The 14,220-nt window shown below is 48.8% G+C and carries 14 protein-coding genes; 7 read left to right on the top strand and 7 right to left on the bottom strand.

Translation table 11 applies throughout. The annotated features are described in order from the left end of the window. Positions 1-12: 12 nt before the first annotated feature. The 7 genes from mltB to DFP83_RS01090 are packed head-to-tail and all read left to right on the top strand — an operon-like array spanning position 13 to position 5,356. Positions 13-1,017 carry a lytic murein transglycosylase B gene (mltB, locus tag DFP83_RS01120; protein WP_110572325.1) on the top strand — a complete coding sequence of 335 codons (1,005 nt, stop codon included), beginning with the start codon at positions 13-15 and terminating at the stop codon, positions 1,015-1,017. Beyond that, positions 1,010-1,816, top strand: a complete 807-nt coding sequence (locus DFP83_RS01115; protein WP_110572323.1) for a septal ring lytic transglycosylase RlpA family protein — start codon at positions 1,010-1,012, stop codon at positions 1,814-1,816. Before mltB ends, DFP83_RS01115 begins: the two co-directional genes overlap by 8 nt. Before the next feature lie 37 nt (positions 1,817-1,853). Then, the gene (locus DFP83_RS01110) at positions 1,854-3,020 is read left to right on the top strand and encodes a D-alanyl-D-alanine carboxypeptidase family protein (RefSeq protein WP_181416344.1); all 1,167 of its coding nucleotides are present in this window, start codon (positions 1,854-1,856) and stop codon (positions 3,018-3,020) included. A 9-nt stretch (positions 3,021-3,029) separates the two neighbouring features. Beyond that, positions 3,030-3,296, top strand: coding sequence for a DUF493 family protein YbeD (gene ybeD, locus DFP83_RS01105; RefSeq protein ID WP_110572321.1), 267 nt, complete (start codon positions 3,030-3,032; stop codon positions 3,294-3,296). 56 nt (positions 3,297-3,352) lie between these two features. Further along, on the top strand, positions 3,353-4,018 hold the full coding sequence (gene lipB / locus DFP83_RS01100; protein ID WP_110572319.1) for a lipoyl(octanoyl) transferase LipB: 666 nt from the start codon (positions 3,353-3,355) through the stop codon (positions 4,016-4,018). Next, positions 4,002-4,967 carry a lipoyl synthase gene (gene lipA / locus DFP83_RS01095; protein ID WP_110572317.1) on the top strand — a complete coding sequence of 322 codons (966 nt, stop codon included), beginning with the start codon at positions 4,002-4,004 and terminating at the stop codon, positions 4,965-4,967. Before lipB ends, lipA begins: the two co-directional genes overlap by 17 nt. Next, on the top strand, positions 4,964-5,356 hold the full coding sequence (locus tag DFP83_RS01090) for an MAPEG family protein (protein ID WP_110572315.1): 393 nt from the start codon (positions 4,964-4,966) through the stop codon (positions 5,354-5,356). The genes lipA and DFP83_RS01090 overlap by 4 nt, the downstream gene beginning before the upstream one ends. On the opposite strand, the gene DFP83_RS01085 is transcribed toward DFP83_RS01090, so the two are convergent. The 7 genes from DFP83_RS01085 to infB all read right to left on the bottom strand — a co-directional run bounded on the left by DFP83_RS01085 (position 5,288) and on the right by infB (position 14,212). Continuing rightward, positions 5,288-6,466: a hypothetical protein gene (locus tag DFP83_RS01085; protein ID WP_110572313.1), complete on the bottom strand. Its 1,179-nt coding sequence runs from the start codon at positions 6,464-6,466 to the stop codon at positions 5,288-5,290. The two genes, DFP83_RS01090 and DFP83_RS01085, sit on opposite strands and share 69 nt — an antisense overlap. After that, a complete protein-coding gene (nlpI, locus tag DFP83_RS01080; RefSeq protein WP_110572311.1) occupies positions 6,463-7,344 on the bottom strand; it encodes a lipoprotein NlpI in 882 nt (293 codons plus the stop codon). The genes DFP83_RS01085 and nlpI overlap by 4 nt, the downstream gene beginning before the upstream one ends. Positions 7,345-7,434: 90 nt before the next feature. Next, positions 7,435-9,576 carry a polyribonucleotide nucleotidyltransferase gene (pnp, locus tag DFP83_RS01075; protein WP_110572309.1) on the bottom strand — a complete coding sequence of 714 codons (2,142 nt, stop codon included), beginning with the start codon at positions 9,574-9,576 and terminating at the stop codon, positions 7,435-7,437. A gap of 171 nt (positions 9,577-9,747) precedes the next feature. Beyond that, complete coding sequence (rpsO, locus tag DFP83_RS01070) at positions 9,748-10,017, bottom strand: 30S ribosomal protein S15 (RefSeq protein ID WP_006955194.1); 270 nt, start codon at positions 10,015-10,017, stop codon at positions 9,748-9,750. Between the two features lie 95 nt (positions 10,018-10,112). Next, entirely contained in the window at positions 10,113-11,072 is a 960-nt protein-coding gene (truB, locus tag DFP83_RS01065) for a tRNA pseudouridine(55) synthase TruB (protein ID WP_110572307.1), read from the bottom strand. After that, positions 11,073-11,450, bottom strand: coding sequence for a 30S ribosome-binding factor RbfA (rbfA, locus tag DFP83_RS01060; RefSeq protein WP_110572305.1), 378 nt, complete (start codon positions 11,448-11,450; stop codon positions 11,073-11,075). It lies immediately after the preceding gene. A gap of 71 nt (positions 11,451-11,521) precedes the next feature. After that, positions 11,522-14,212, bottom strand: coding sequence for a translation initiation factor IF-2 (gene infB / locus DFP83_RS01055; protein ID WP_110572303.1), 2,691 nt, complete (start codon positions 14,210-14,212; stop codon positions 11,522-11,524). Positions 14,213-14,220: the final 8 nt, after the last annotated feature.

The following is a 14,220-nucleotide window of genomic DNA, read 5'->3' as shown; positions in this document are numbered from 1 at the left end:
CGTAGGTGCAGTATGATTAAATCAGCGATTATTAGCTCAAGCTTGCTGTGGGCCGTGTTTTCTTCTCCGTTTGCCAGCGCGCAAGCGCAAACCACGGATGCAGAAGCACAACAACGTATCGACGCATTTATTGCTGAACAAAGCGTTGAGCTGGGTATCGAACAACAACAGCTGAAACAGTGGTTAGCCCAAGCTGAACGCAATGAAGACGTGCTTGCTGCTATTCAAAAACCATGGGAAGCCAAGCCTTGGTATCAGTACTACCCTATTTTTCTGACCGACAAACGCCGCGAGGCCGGTGTTCGCTTTTGGCAGACCCATCAAGCACAGCTTGAGCGCGCCGCTGAGCAATTTGGGGTACCGGCACAAATAATTGTTGCGATTATTGGTATTGAAACGTTTTATGGCGAATACCTTGGTAAATACTCCGTCCTAGATACGTTGTATACCCTGGGTTTCTATTACCCGCCGCGCAGTTCCTTCTTTTCATCCGAGCTCGCTGAATATTTTAGTCTCGCCGCGGAACAAGGCTGGGATATTACCCAACCCGTTGGTTCATATGCCGGCGCAATGGGTTACGGGCAATTTATTTCTTCCAGCTATCGTCATTATGCTGTGGATTTTGACGGTGACGGGAAGCGCGACCTCATCAATAATACAACGGACGCCATTGGTAGCGTCGCCAATTACTTTGCCGAACATCGTTGGCAAGCCGGCGCACCGATCGCCTATCAGCCTGAACAGAACCAAGATTGGGCCGCCGTGGCATCAAAAGGGATGAAACCCGATACAACCGTTGGCGAATTGCGTCAGCAAGGCTATCAAATTAACGCTAATTACGCTGATACACTGGCGGTAAAAGTACTCGCATTTGAAACGGAAAACGGGCATACCTATTGGTTAGCCTTTGACAACTTCTACACCATCACTCGCTACAACCACAGCCCGCTGTATGCCATGGTCGCCTATCAACTCAGTGAGCAAATTGCGTCAGCTTATGAAAACCACGATGACTAAAGCACCGTTTCGTCTTGGCGCGCTGGTGATGAGTTTGGCCGTTTTGCAAGGCTGTACCTCTCAGCCTTCGGGGCGCTATCAGCAAGCTCATGATAGCGCGCCCACGCGAATGCCTACGATGGCGGAATTGCAAAATGCAACACCTATCCAAGAGCCGTTGAGCCGTCAAGGAAACCAAGACTACCAAATTAACGGTATCTTCTACGATGTAATGGACAGCGCAAAAGGTTACTCACAGACGGGTACGGCCTCATGGTACGGTAATAAGTTTCATGGTCATCTGACATCAAACGGCGAATACTACGACATGTACAGTATGACGGCAGCCCACACACGTCTGCCATTGCCAACCTATGTGCGCGTGACCAATCTTGATAATCAAAAAAAGGTGATTGTGCGCGTGAACGACCGTGGTCCCTTTCATCCCGATCGTTTAATCGATTTGTCGTTTGCCGCTGCGTATAAGTTGGACATGATTGGCAATGGCACGGCGCCGGTAAAAGTAGAAGCCATTGAGTTCCTCTCGCCGGCTATCGAGCACCGCTATTATGTTCAATTATTTGCCAGTGAAGACGCTGACAAAATTGCACAGCTGCGCGAGCAACTGCCAGAAAGTTGGCAATCCCATGCAACTACTGAGACGAATGCGAGTCTACATAAGTTGCTTTTAGGTCCTTTACCACAAGTTGAAGCCAATAAATGGTTACAGCAAGTGAGAGCGGAAGGATTTCCTAACGCATTTAGAGTCAAAATTACCGCGAATGAAGCAGAAGCGACTGACTCTAACAATCAAAATTGATATAATCCACACCACAAAAGATGTTAAAGCGATAACCATGAAGATAGCTAACAAGATGATAAAACCACTCGTTACACTCGTTGCTGTGTTTTCCTTTGGTGTTGCAAGTGCTCAGTCACTTGTACCTAACCCACCTCAGGTCAATGCCAAAGCGTTTATTCTTATTGATCACAAAACGGGTAAAGTGCTAGCTGAGGGTAACGCCGACGAGAGCTTACCGCCAGCCAGTCTGACCAAGATGATGACGAGCTATATTATCGGCAAAGAAATTCAAGCCGGTCGTATTAATAACTCCGATATGGTCACCATCAGCGAAAACGCATGGGCTAAGAACTTTCCCGAATCATCAAAGATGTTTATTGAAGTTGGTACCGAAGTCAGCGTATCGGACCTCAACCACGGCATCATCATCTCATCGGGTAACGATGCCTGTGTTGCTATGGCGGAATACATTGCCGGCAGTGAAGGTGCTTTTGCTGACCTGATGAATACCTACGCGCAAGAAATTGGCATGACCAACAGTCATTTTGCTAACAGTCATGGCTTGCCTGATCCGGATCAGTATGTGTCAGCCCGCGACATGAGTAAACTTGCCAGTGCGTTGATTGACGAAACGCCTGAAGAGTATGAAATTTATGCGCAAAAGTCGTATACTTACAATAATATAAAACAGTACAACCGCAACGCACTCTTGTGGGACCGCAGTATGAATGTCGACGGCATCAAAACGGGTCACACGAGCGAAGCAGGCTACAGTTTGGTCACTTCCGCCTATGAGGGCGACACGCGGCTTATCTCGGTGGTGCTTGGCACGACAAGTGAGCAAGCACGAAAAATCGAGAGTAAAAAATTACTTAACTACGGCTTCCGTTACTTCGAAACCGTCACCGCTTATGAAGCCGGTGAGAGCTTTGTTTCTCAACGCATTTGGGGTGGCGACAAAGATCAAGTCGAGCTGGGTATCAGCGAAGATGTCGTAATTACCTTGCCGCGTGGACAACGCGACAAACTGAAGGCCAATTTTGAACTCAATCAAGAGTTAGAAGCACCATTGCAACAAGGTGAGAACGTCGGCACCGTTTATCTTCAGCTTGAAGGTGAAGATGTCGCATCTTTCCCACTCGTAACGTTACAGAGTGTCGAAGAAGGTGGTTTCTTTAAACGTGCAATGGACTATATTAAACGTAAGTTCTCTGAGGAATAAGCAGTCAGTATGCAAAAAACACGTTTTGATCAGTTAGTCGATTTTCCATCTCACTTTACCTTTAAAGTGATGGGTGTGGCCACGCCTACGCTCCCTGATCAAGTCGTTGAAGTATTACAGCAGCACGCACCGGGGGATTACAGTCCCTCGGTCAAACCGAGTAGCAAAGGCAACTATCACTCTGTGTCGGTGTCTGTTCGTGTCGAGAGCCAAGAACATATCGAAACCCTCTACCGTTCGCTAGCCGACATCGATGATGTCCGCTATGTGCTATAACTGCTCGTAATAAAGCAACGCTAGCCGCCACAATCTCATCTCGTTATAATAGGTCGATGATGGATAAAATTATTATTCGTGACTTGGGTCGTCAGGCATATGAGCCTATCTGGCGTGCCATGCAGTCATTTACCGATACACGCGATGACTCGACACCCGATGAGCTTTGGATTGTCGAGCACGCACCGGTATTTACCCAAGGTCAAGCGGGCAAAGAAGAACACCTGCTGGCACCTGGGGATATTCCAGTAGTTCCCGTCGATCGCGGTGGACAAGTGACCTATCACGGTCCGGGCCAGTTAGTCGTCTACTTTATGCTTAATATAAGACGGTTAAGTTTAGGCGTTCGTCAACTGGTAAACGAGATCGAGAATACCATCGTCGACGTATTACAAGACTATGGTATTGAAGCCGCACCGCGTCGCGATGCACCCGGTGTCTATGTGAATGGTGATAAAGTCTGTTCACTCGGTTTACGCATTCGCAAAGGCTGTTCGTTTCATGGTTTGGCGCTCAACGTCAACATGGATATGGAGCCATTTAGCCGTATTAATCCATGTGGATTAACCGGCATTAAAATGATTCAAACGGCGGACTTAGGCGGTCCGCAGAGCTTCGAAGAAGCAGCAGAGAGGGTAACGCAACGCTTTATTCAGCGCGTTGGCTACCGAAATACTCAATCGGAAACAGGACTTGCAGAAGCTTATGTCAAAGCCAGTTAGAGTGGAACCCGGCGTCAAAATGCGTGATGCCGACAAAATGGCACTTATTCCTGTTCAGATCGTTCCGACTGAACGCGAGCAAATGTTGCGCAAACCATCTTGGCTGAAGGTTAAACTGCCTTCAAACACGCAACGTATTGACGAAATTAAACAAGCCATGCGTAGTCACGGTCTACACTCTGTTTGTGAAGAGGCGTCGTGCCCTAACCTACCAGAGTGCTTCAATCATGGTACAGCGAGCTTTATGATCCTCGGCGATATTTGTACACGCCGCTGCCCATTCTGCGACGTTGCTCACGGTCGCCCTTTACCGCCCGATCCAGAGGAAGCCGTCAAGCTGGGTAAAACCATTCATGATATGGGTGTTAAGTACGTGGTTATTACTTCAGTAGACCGCGATGACTTACGTGACGGTGGTGCTCAACATTTCGCTGACTGTGTACGTGAGATCCGTAAGTACACACCAGAAATTAAAGTCGAGATCTTGGTCCCAGACTTCCGCGGCCGCATGAAAGTGGCGTTAGATATTTTGTCTGATGAAGCACCTGATGTCTTTAACCATAACCTCGAGACAGTGCCACGCTTATATAAAGCGGCACGCCCAGGCGCAAACTATCAGTGGTCTTTGGACTTACTGAAGAAGTATAAAGAAGCGCGTCCTGACGTGCGCACCAAGTCGGGTCTTATGGTCGGTTTAGGTGAAACTAAAGAAGAGATTCTTGAAGTGATGCGCGACCTACGCGCGCATGATTGCGATATGTTGACGATTGGTCAGTATTTGCAACCAAGTCGTCATCATATTCCAGTGGCGCGCTACGTCCACCCGGACGAGTTTGAAGAGCTCCGAGTGGCTGGCGTAGAAATGGGCTTTAGCCATATTGCCAGTGGACCATTGGTACGTTCTTCATACCATGCGGATCTGCAAGCAGCAGGTGAGACCGTACGATGAGCACATTACTGTGGTGTTTGTTAATTGCAGGTGTCTTGCCAGTATTGGCTAAGGCACCTGTGGTGTTTTTTCAAAACCGCGAAAGCCGCTATGACAATCACCATCCACGGGCTCAGCAATCACGTCTGACAGGCGCAGGTGCGCGTGCGGTGGCTGCCCATTACAATGCCTATGAAGCCTTTCCTCTTTATGCTGCTGCGATACTCGCTAACCTCGCAAGTGAACAGGTCAGTCCGCATGCAGTCACTTTAGCGGTGAGTTTTATTGCACTGCGTATCGCCTACAACATTCTTTACCTACTTAACTGGGATAAGCTGCGCTCACTGGTGTGGTTCTTTGCGTTCTTGTGTCCGGTTTTGATGCTCGCCCAATTGGCTATCCAACAATAGCTGCGGTTGCTGTAATAAGCGGTATACGCTCGGCCACACATCGGATTGGTGGCGCTCCATCAAGGTTTCCTGCGCCACGGGTTTCCAGGCATAGTGACCCGAGACAGCGGCACAGGTGTCCGTAGCAAATAACCCGACCGCCTGCGTATCCGCCGACCCCAGTTGCCACCGATGGTCACCTAATGGCTGCGCTAAATCACGCCAATCATCCACATGAGCACGCCATGGCAAACCTTGCCAAAGCGCCTTTAATGCGTCTGTAGAAACGATTTTTTGGTGGGTGACAACCACATTGACGGGGTCATTCGCATAACGTCCCATACAAAAATTCTGTGCATAAGGCATCCGCATTGCGTATTCATCTGCAAATCCAAGCCAGTGCGCCCACTCGTGCCGAATAACCTCAGCCGTGGCGCCTCGTCCAAGTACCATCATGTGCGGGCGCGTGTAGGAACGTCCTGCTGCCGCTAAAATAATACGTGGCGACGTGGTGTCAGAGCTCACCTTGCACTCTGCCTGCTGATTATCTTTCACGGTACAGTGCTGTTCAGCGCGTGTTTGCCATGCAAAGCAGAGCCTATACTGTGGCGTCTCAGGTTGCATCGTAGAAACAGCCTCGAGCAAGGTGACGTAGCGTGCTTTATCGCTGTTCGAACGGGCAATCACAGGTATCGTGACATCACAGCGCTGGGGTTGGTTACTGCTCAACAGAGCATACGCTGCATCCGACATCGCATGCGCCGAGAAACGAAGCTGCCAATCAGCCCAAGACAGCGTCGCATCATTTAACGCCAGTGAGGCGAGTTGCTGCTTTGCCGTGGGACTGCCCTGCTCTGCAGCAATCTCGAGCCATCGCTTTTGGTGCTGAGGAAACCTAGCTCGCAGCTGCGCTAAAGCAGCGGCTGAGCCCCCGACTGCGGCTTTCTCCCACCAATACAAGGCGGCGCTGGCGTGCTGTTGCTGCCAGTACGCCTCGGCAACTTCGAATTGGGCGTCAGCGTTGTTCGATAGTGCATGGGCCCAACGAATTTGTACTGCAGTACGGTGAGAGTCGTGAGGGATGAGAGTCACCCCAAGGGCGACTCCGATGAAAGCAACAATTCGCTTCATTGCAGTTGTTTACGCGTCTGCTCCAACTCAATATCAGCGTAACGGTGCTCAACAAACTCATGCACATTGGTAGTGAGTGCGAGCTTAAAATAATTGGCTGCTTTACTCCATTGCTGTTGTCGCTGGCTGTATTTTCCGAGATAAAAATAAGCCTCGCACAACCGTTCAGCCAAGGTTTCGTCGCCACGCAACTGAGTCGTAAGCTGTTCGAGAAATTCGACTTCACTCAATTCGCCCAAGTAGAGCTCAATGATTCGGTTTGCCCAGTCATCTTCATCAATCGCTTGCTTATTGCTCGCCAGTGCATTCAAAGCTTCGTTGGGTGACTCACGGTATTGTGCCAAGAATAGCCAAATCACGCGATATGGGTCACTCGGATCGTTCTTGAGGTGTTGCTGAAAGTCATTGACGGCAAATTTGATGCGGTTATCGTAATATTCGGCAATGCCTCGATTCAGCAACGCGTAAGGATGCTCAGGGTCAAGCTCGAGGGCAGAATCGAGTGCCTCAAAAGCAAAGTCAAATTCGCCTAGCTCGGTATACTGTATACCGAGATAATTGTATGCATCAGCCAACCGCGGTTTAATTTCAATCGCACGCATAAAGTCCATGCGTGATAGAGTTCGCAAACCTAAGGCATCAAAAAGTGCACCGCGGCGATAATAAGCGAAGGCTAATTCCTCGTCCGATAGCGACTCGTCGCTCAGTAACTGATTAATACGCGCGATCTCGATTTCATAGCGAAATTCCGCCTGCTCAGGCTCTGCCAGCACGACATTAGGCGTTGGAGCGGCCGCTTCGTTTGCTTGATTCGCGGATTGGGTAGCACACCCAGATAAGCTGAAGGTAAGCAACGCCGCCAAAGAAAGTAATCGCATAGAACATACCCTTAAGAATTTATTCCATTAGAGCAAAAAAAGCCCCGTTGAGCTAGCTCAACAGGGCTGTTACTGAGTAAAGATAAACGATTAGTCTTCGTTTTTCTCTTCAGTTTGCTCAGCGGCTTGTTCGCTGCCTGCTTCAGCGGGCTTTTCAGCCGCTTCTTTCATGCTCAGACGAACACGACCTTGACGGTCAATCTCAAGGACTTTAACTGGCACCGTGTCGCCAACTTTCAGATAGTCGTTAACGTCATTCACACGCTCTTCAGCGATTTGTGAAATGTGTACCAAACCATCTTTACCCGGCAATACAGTAACGAATGCGCCAAAGTCTACGATGCGCGCGACTTTACCTTGGTAGATTTTACCTACTTCGATTTCAGCAGTCAGCTCTTTAATACGCTTAATCGCTGCGTCTGCGTCATTTTGATCGCTTGCCGCAATTTTAATGGTACCGTCATCGCCAATCTCGATATTGGTGTTCGTTGACTCGGTCAACTCACGGATGACTGCGCCGCCTTTACCAATCACGTCTTTGATCTTGTCTTGATCAATTTTGATAGTGGTGAAGCGTGGTGCGTAAGTAGAAAGCTCATCGCGGTGCTCGCCAATCGCTTCGTCCATCACAGACAAGATGTGTAAGCGTGCTGCTTTAGCTTGGCCTAATGCGCTTTCCATGATGTCACGCGTAATACCATCGATTTTGATATCCATCTGCAACGCAGTGATACCTTCGTTGTTACCCGCTACTTTAAAGTCCATATCACCTAGGTGATCTTCGTCGCCAAGAATGTCTGACAAGACAACATGCTTATCGCCTTCTTTGACAAGACCCATTGCGATGCCCGCCACTGAAGACTTGATTGGAACGCCTGCGTCCATCAACGCCAATGAAGAACCACAGACAGATGCCATTGAACTAGAGCCGTTTGACTCTGTGATTTCAGACACGACACGCACAGTGTACGGGAATTCTTCATGGCTTGGCATAACCGCTTGGATACCGCGCTTAGCAAGACGTCCATGACCAATTTCACGGCGTTTAGGCGCGCCGACCATACCGGTTTCACCCACACAGTACGGAGGGAAGTTATAGTGCAACAAGAAACGGCTTGTCGAGGTACCTGTTAACTCGTCAATCATTTGCGCGTCACGGTCAGTACCTAAGGTCGCTGTCACCAACGCCTGAGTCTCACCACGCGTAAACAACGCTGAACCGTGAGTACGAGGTAATACGCCGGTCGCTACGCTGATAGCACGGACCATATCTGGGTCACGGCCATCAATACGCTTCTCGCCCGCTAAGATGCGGCTACGTACGATGTCTTTTTCAACGTCGTGGAAGATTTTACCGGCTTCGTCGGTATCCACGTTTTCATCTTCAGCGATCAGTTGCTCGATCATCGCTTGTTTAACTTCAGCGATCTTGCCGTAACGTTCTGCTTTGTCAGTAATGCGATAGGCTTCGCCAATACCCGCTTCGGCAAGTGACTTCACTTTTTCGACCAAAGTCGCGTCTTTTTGCGGCGCCTGCCAATCCCACTTTTCTTTACCTGCTTCTTGTGCGAATTCATTGATCGCATCGACAACAACTTGCATCGATTCGTGACCAAACATAACCGCACCTAGCATGGTGTCTTCTGATAATAGGTTTGCTTCTGACTCAACCATTAATACGGCTTGTTGAGTACCCGCGACCATGAGGTCTAGGCGTGATTCAGCAAGCTCATCTTGAGTCGGGTTAAGTACATATTCGTCGTTGATTACACCAACGCGAGCAGCACCAATTGGACCATTAAATGGCACGCCAGAAATTGCTAGCGCTGCCGAGGTACCAATCATTGCCACGAGATCTGGATTAACTTGTGGGTTTACCGAAACAACGGTAGCGACCACTTGTACTTCGTTCATGAACCCTTCAGGGAACAATGGACGAATCGGGCGATCGATAAGACGTGATGTCAATGTTTCGTTTTCGCTTGGACGGCCTTCACGCTTAAAGAAACCGCCTGGAATTTTACCTGCTGCGTAGGTTTTTTCTTGGTAGTTAACCGTCAGCGGGAAAAAGTCTTGTCCTTCACGCGCTTCTTTCTTCGCTACTACTGTGACAAGTACGGTTGTATCGTCCATGCTGGCCATAACAGCCGCAGTCGCTTGACGGGCTACAACGCCAGTTTCCAATGTAACTGTGTGTTGACCATACTGAAATTGTTTAGTTATTGGATTCACGTTTTGCTTTCCTTTACCTAACTGAATGTGAACACCCGGATTGGTGTTCGTTTTCTATCTATTTTCAATCGCCACATAGTATAAGGCATAGATGACAGAATTAAGACCCCTTAACAAAAAATAAGCATAAAAAAAGGGCCCTGATGGGCCCTTTTTTCGAAATCTTTTAACTTAACGACGGATGCCAAGCTTTTCTACAACCGCTACGTAACGGCTTTGGTCTTTCTTCTTCAGGTAGTCTAGCAATTTACGACGCTGACTTACCATACGCAACAAACCACGACGTGAGTGGTGATCTTTCTTGTGCGCTTTAAAGTGACCTTGCAATTCCGCCAAGTTTTTAGTCAACAAAGCGATTTGCACTTCTGGAGAACCGGTATCGTTCTCGCCTTGACCAAATTCTTTTACGATTTCTGCTTTTTGCTCAACAGTTAGTGACATAATAACTCCTTAAGTTTTAAATGATCCGCTTCCGATCACTAATTCAGCAGCGGAGAGAGCGCGTATTATAAGGCGCTCAGCGAATATTTCAATGACTATTTCAAATCGGACAACTGAAACCCGCAATAATCCAGCGCGAGCACGCGCTTGGGCCACAGCTTGCCGTCTTTACGTAGCGCTACAACGCCTACAAACACCGTTTCACCGTCGTTACTTTCAGCACACAAACGGCATTCATCGCCCACTGCCATGGTATCCAGTGTACGGTTAAATACGGGTTGCCCGTGCATCACATCACGCGCCTCAGACTGACTAATCGCCTGAGTGGGCAAAGCATTGAGTAACGTATCAACGGGGTGAAGGCACGCTAATCGTTGCTCATCCGACAACGCTTCGAGTGCATCAAGTGACCACTGTTGATCATCGGTTAAATTGGCTACGTGGGTGCGATGCAAATCGCGCACGTGGGCGCCGCAACCGAGGGCTTGACCCATGTCATCGACGAGCGTACGAATATAAGTCCCTTTCGAACAGGCGACTTGTAAGGTAATAAAATCGCCATCACGACGCAGCAGTTCAATTCCACGGATACTAATAGTGCGCGTCTTACGCGGCACTTCAATGCCCCGCCGTGCGTAATAATAGAGAGGCTTACCTTCATACTTCAGCGCTGAATAGATAGACGGTGTCTGGGCTTGTTCGCCAATAAACTGTTCGATGATATCATCCAACTGCGCATCGGAAACCTGCACCGGGTTTTGTTCAACCACCTCACCTTCGGCATCACTGGTGCTGGTACGAACGCCCAGTTGTGCTTCAACCCGATACGCTTTATCGGCATCCAATAAATACTGCGAGAACTTAGTTGCCTCGCCTAAGCAGACAGGTAACAACCCCGTAGCCAATGGATCAAGTGCACCCGTATGACCGACTTTTTGCGCTTCATATAACCGCTTAATCACTTGGATTGCGCGGTTAGATGTCATTTCTTTGGGCTTATCGAGTAACAGTACGCCGTTTATCGGACGACCTTTACGCGGACGTGCCTGACCCATTTATTCACCCTCAGATCCGTTCTTATCTCGCTTACGAGCTTCATCCACCAAGCGGCTCATACGAATACCCTCGTTTAACGAGCCATCGTGTTGAAATTTAAGTTCGGGTACTACGCGCGCTTTAATGCGCTTGCCAAGTAATGAGCGAATAAAACCTGCAGCTTCGTTCAATACTTTAATGCCACCCTTAACTTGTTCATCGTCATCATGCAAAAAGGTAACGAACACTTTTGCATACGCCAAGTCTCGTGAAACTTCGACGTCTGATACGGTTACCATACTCACGCGTGGATCTTTCATCTCACGTTGTAAAATCATCGCGATTTCGCGTTGCAACTGATGGCGAACACGCTCTGTACGACTAAATTCTTGTGCCATAACCCTTCCAAACTGAAACCGCGGACAGGACGCCCGCGGTTTTATCATAATCGAAAACAAACCATTGAGGTTTACAGTGTACGTTCAACCTGTACCGTTTCGAACACCTCGATTTGGTCGCCCTCTTTGACATCGTTGTAGTTCTTAACACCGATACCACATTCCATGCCGTTACGGACGTCTTGCACGTCATCTTTAAAGCGGCGTAATGACTCAAGCTCACCTTCATAGATAACCACGTTGTCACGCAGTACACGGATAGGCGCTGAACGCTTAACGATACCTTCAGTCACCATACAGCCCGCAATCGCACCCAGTTTAGGCGATTTGAATACATCACGGACTTCAGCGAGACCGATAATCTGCTGCTTGAATTCTGGGCGTAACATACCCGTCATCGCCTGCTTAACTTCGTCGATCAAGTCATAGATAACGCTGTAATAACGTAAGTCTACATTTTCTTGCTCGACCAGTTTCTTCGCAGCCGCTTCCGCACGTACGTTAAAGCCAACAACGATAGCGTTCGATGCGCTTGCCAGTGAGATATCGGTTTCAGTGATACCACCAACACCGCTACCGATGATGTTTACTTTCACTTCATCCGTCGATAATTTCACTAACGCATCCGAGATAGCTTCCAACGAGCCTTGTACGTCTGACTTCAATACGATATTGAGTTCAGACACATCGCCTTCGGCCATGTTCGCAAACATGTTCTCGAGTTTCGCTTTTTGCTGTTTCGCTAGCTTCACTTCACGGTATTTGCCCTGACGGTAGTTAGCAACTTCACGTGCTTTACGCTCGTCCTTAACAACCGTTGCTTCATCACCCGCTTGTGGGACACCAGACAAACCGAGAATCTCTACAGGAATCGAAGGACCCGCTTCCTTGATCTCTTTACCTGTCTCATCGCGCATTGCACGAATACGACCATACTCAAGACCACACAATACGATATCACCTTGGCGCAATAAGCCGCGCTGTACCAATACCGTAGCAACCGGACCACGACCACGGTCGAGACGTGACTCGACAACAATACCCGACGCCATACCTGTTTTTTCGGCTTTCAAGTCGAGTACTTCTGATTGTAGTAAGATACCTTCAAGAAGTTCGTCAATACCCATACCGCTGTGCGCAGATACAGGAATGAACATCACATCACCACCCCAATCTTCAGGGATGACATCAAGTTGTGCTAATTCATTTTTAACACGGTCCGGATCCGCTTCTTCTTTGTCCATCTTATTGATAGCGACCACGATAGGAACGCCCGCTGCCTTAGCGTGCTGTACAGCCTCTTTGGTCTGTGGCATCACACCATCATCCGCTGCAACCACAAGGATAACTACGTCCGTTGCGCCTGCACCACGTGCACGCATCGAAGTAAACGCCGCGTGACCTGGAGTATCCAAGAAGGTGATCATGCCATGGTCGGTCTCAACGTGATACGCACCAATATGCTGGGTAATACCACCCGCCTCACCCGAGGCAACTTTCGCCTTACGGATGTAATCAAGCAGTGAGGTTTTACCATGGTCAACGTGACCCATTACAGTAACAACCGGCGCGCGTGGCTCTTCTTCGCCACCTTCAGAGCGATCCGATAGCACCTCTTCCTCAAGCGCGTTGTCTTTAACAACAACCGGCTTGTGACCTAACTCTTCAACCACTAATGCTGCTGTTTCTTGGTCGAGAATCTGGTTAATCGTCACCATCTCGCCCATCTTCATCATGGTTTTGATCAGCTCACTCGCCTTAACCGCCATACGGCTTGCCAGTTCGCCTACGGTGATGGTCTCACCAATTTTAACTTCACGCTCAACAGGTTGTGCTGGCTTATTAAAGCCCTGTTGCAAGCTTGAGCCACGGCGACCACCTTTACGACGTTTTTCACGACGTGGTGTACGCTCATCGGCTTCTTCATCTTTGCGACGACGTTTTTTGCTACGACGACGCGACTTGCGCTCTTCGTCATAATCTTGCGCGTCTTCTGCCTCTTGGGCTGTTGAAGAGGTGGTAAAGTGAACTTCTTCTTGTTCCGCTTTCTTACGCTCTTTCTCTTCTTCTTCCCAACGTTTGGCATTTTCTTCGGCTAAACGACGTGCTTCCTCAGCTTGCTTCTCAGCCTCTTTCTCGGCTTTCTTGCGTGCTTCTTCTTCTTGCTGCATACGTAGCTTGTCTGCTTCCTGCTTTGCTTTGTCAGCAGCTTCACGCTCTTCTGGCGTCATCGCTGCGCGACGTTCAGCTTCAGCTTTTTGTTTCGCTTTTTCTTTCTCTTTACGAGCCGCTTTCTCTTTTTCTTCTGCTTCGCGAGCCGCTTGAGCTTTCGCCTCTGCTTCAGCCTGTTGACGTTTCTCTTCTTCCGCCTTGGCTTTAGCTTCTTCCTCACGACGCTTCGCTTCTTCCGCTTCTTTTTCTGCGGCAAGACGCTCTTGCTCTTCACGTTCTTGCTCTTCAGCAGCTGAACGTTTTACATATGTACGCTTCTTACGTACTTCGACTTGTACTGATTTGGCGTCACGGCCACCACCGACACTCAGCGTACTTTTGGTTTTACGCTTTAATGTCATTTTGCTCGGCTCAGAAGAGCCACCGCCGCCATGCTGCTTATTCAAATGTGCCAATAGTTTTTGCTTCTCATCTTCTGTCACGCCATCATCAGGCGTTTTTTTAATGCCCGCTTCAGCAAATTGCTGAATCAGACGATCAACTGTTGTACCGACATCTTTGGCCAGCTTTTCGAGCGTTACTTCTTCCATAGTCTGTT

Origin of the sequence: Idiomarina fontislapidosi (assembly GCF_003226255.1) — a bacterium.
Classification (GTDB): domain Bacteria; phylum Pseudomonadota; class Gammaproteobacteria; order Enterobacterales; family Alteromonadaceae; genus Idiomarina; species Idiomarina fontislapidosi.
The sequence above is the reverse complement of the archived record's forward strand: the minus strand, read 5'-3'. Positions and strand labels throughout refer to the sequence as shown.

Coding starts and splice junctions, on each gene's coding strand:
- DFP83_RS01115 (WP_110572323.1), top strand. CDS start 1,010: ATGACTAAAGCACCGTTTCGTCTTGGCGCGCTGGTGATGAGTTTGGCC.
- DFP83_RS01085 (WP_110572313.1), bottom strand. CDS start 6,466: ATGAAGCGAATTGTTGCTTTCATCGGAGTCGCCCTTGGGGTGACTCTC.
- mltB (WP_110572325.1), top strand. CDS start 13: ATGATTAAATCAGCGATTATTAGCTCAAGCTTGCTGTGGGCCGTGTTT.
- nlpI (WP_110572311.1), bottom strand. CDS start 7,344: ATGCGATTACTTTCTTTGGCGGCGTTGCTTACCTTCAGCTTATCTGGG.
- rpsO (WP_006955194.1), bottom strand. CDS start 10,017: ATGTCACTAACTGTTGAGCAAAAAGCAGAAATCGTAAAAGAATTTGGT.
- DFP83_RS01090 (WP_110572315.1), top strand. CDS start 4,964: ATGAGCACATTACTGTGGTGTTTGTTAATTGCAGGTGTCTTGCCAGTA.
- rbfA (WP_110572305.1), bottom strand. CDS start 11,450: ATGGCACAAGAATTTAGTCGTACAGAGCGTGTTCGCCATCAGTTGCAA.
- infB (WP_110572303.1), bottom strand. CDS start 14,212: ATGGAAGAAGTAACGCTCGAAAAGCTGGCCAAAGATGTCGGTACAACA.
- lipB (WP_110572319.1), top strand. CDS start 3,353: ATGATGGATAAAATTATTATTCGTGACTTGGGTCGTCAGGCATATGAG.
- truB (WP_110572307.1), bottom strand. CDS start 11,072: ATGGGTCAGGCACGTCCGCGTAAAGGTCGTCCGATAAACGGCGTACTG.
- lipA (WP_110572317.1), top strand. CDS start 4,002: ATGTCAAAGCCAGTTAGAGTGGAACCCGGCGTCAAAATGCGTGATGCC.
- DFP83_RS01110 (WP_181416344.1), top strand. CDS start 1,854: ATGAAGATAGCTAACAAGATGATAAAACCACTCGTTACACTCGTTGCT.
- ybeD (WP_110572321.1), top strand. CDS start 3,030: ATGCAAAAAACACGTTTTGATCAGTTAGTCGATTTTCCATCTCACTTT.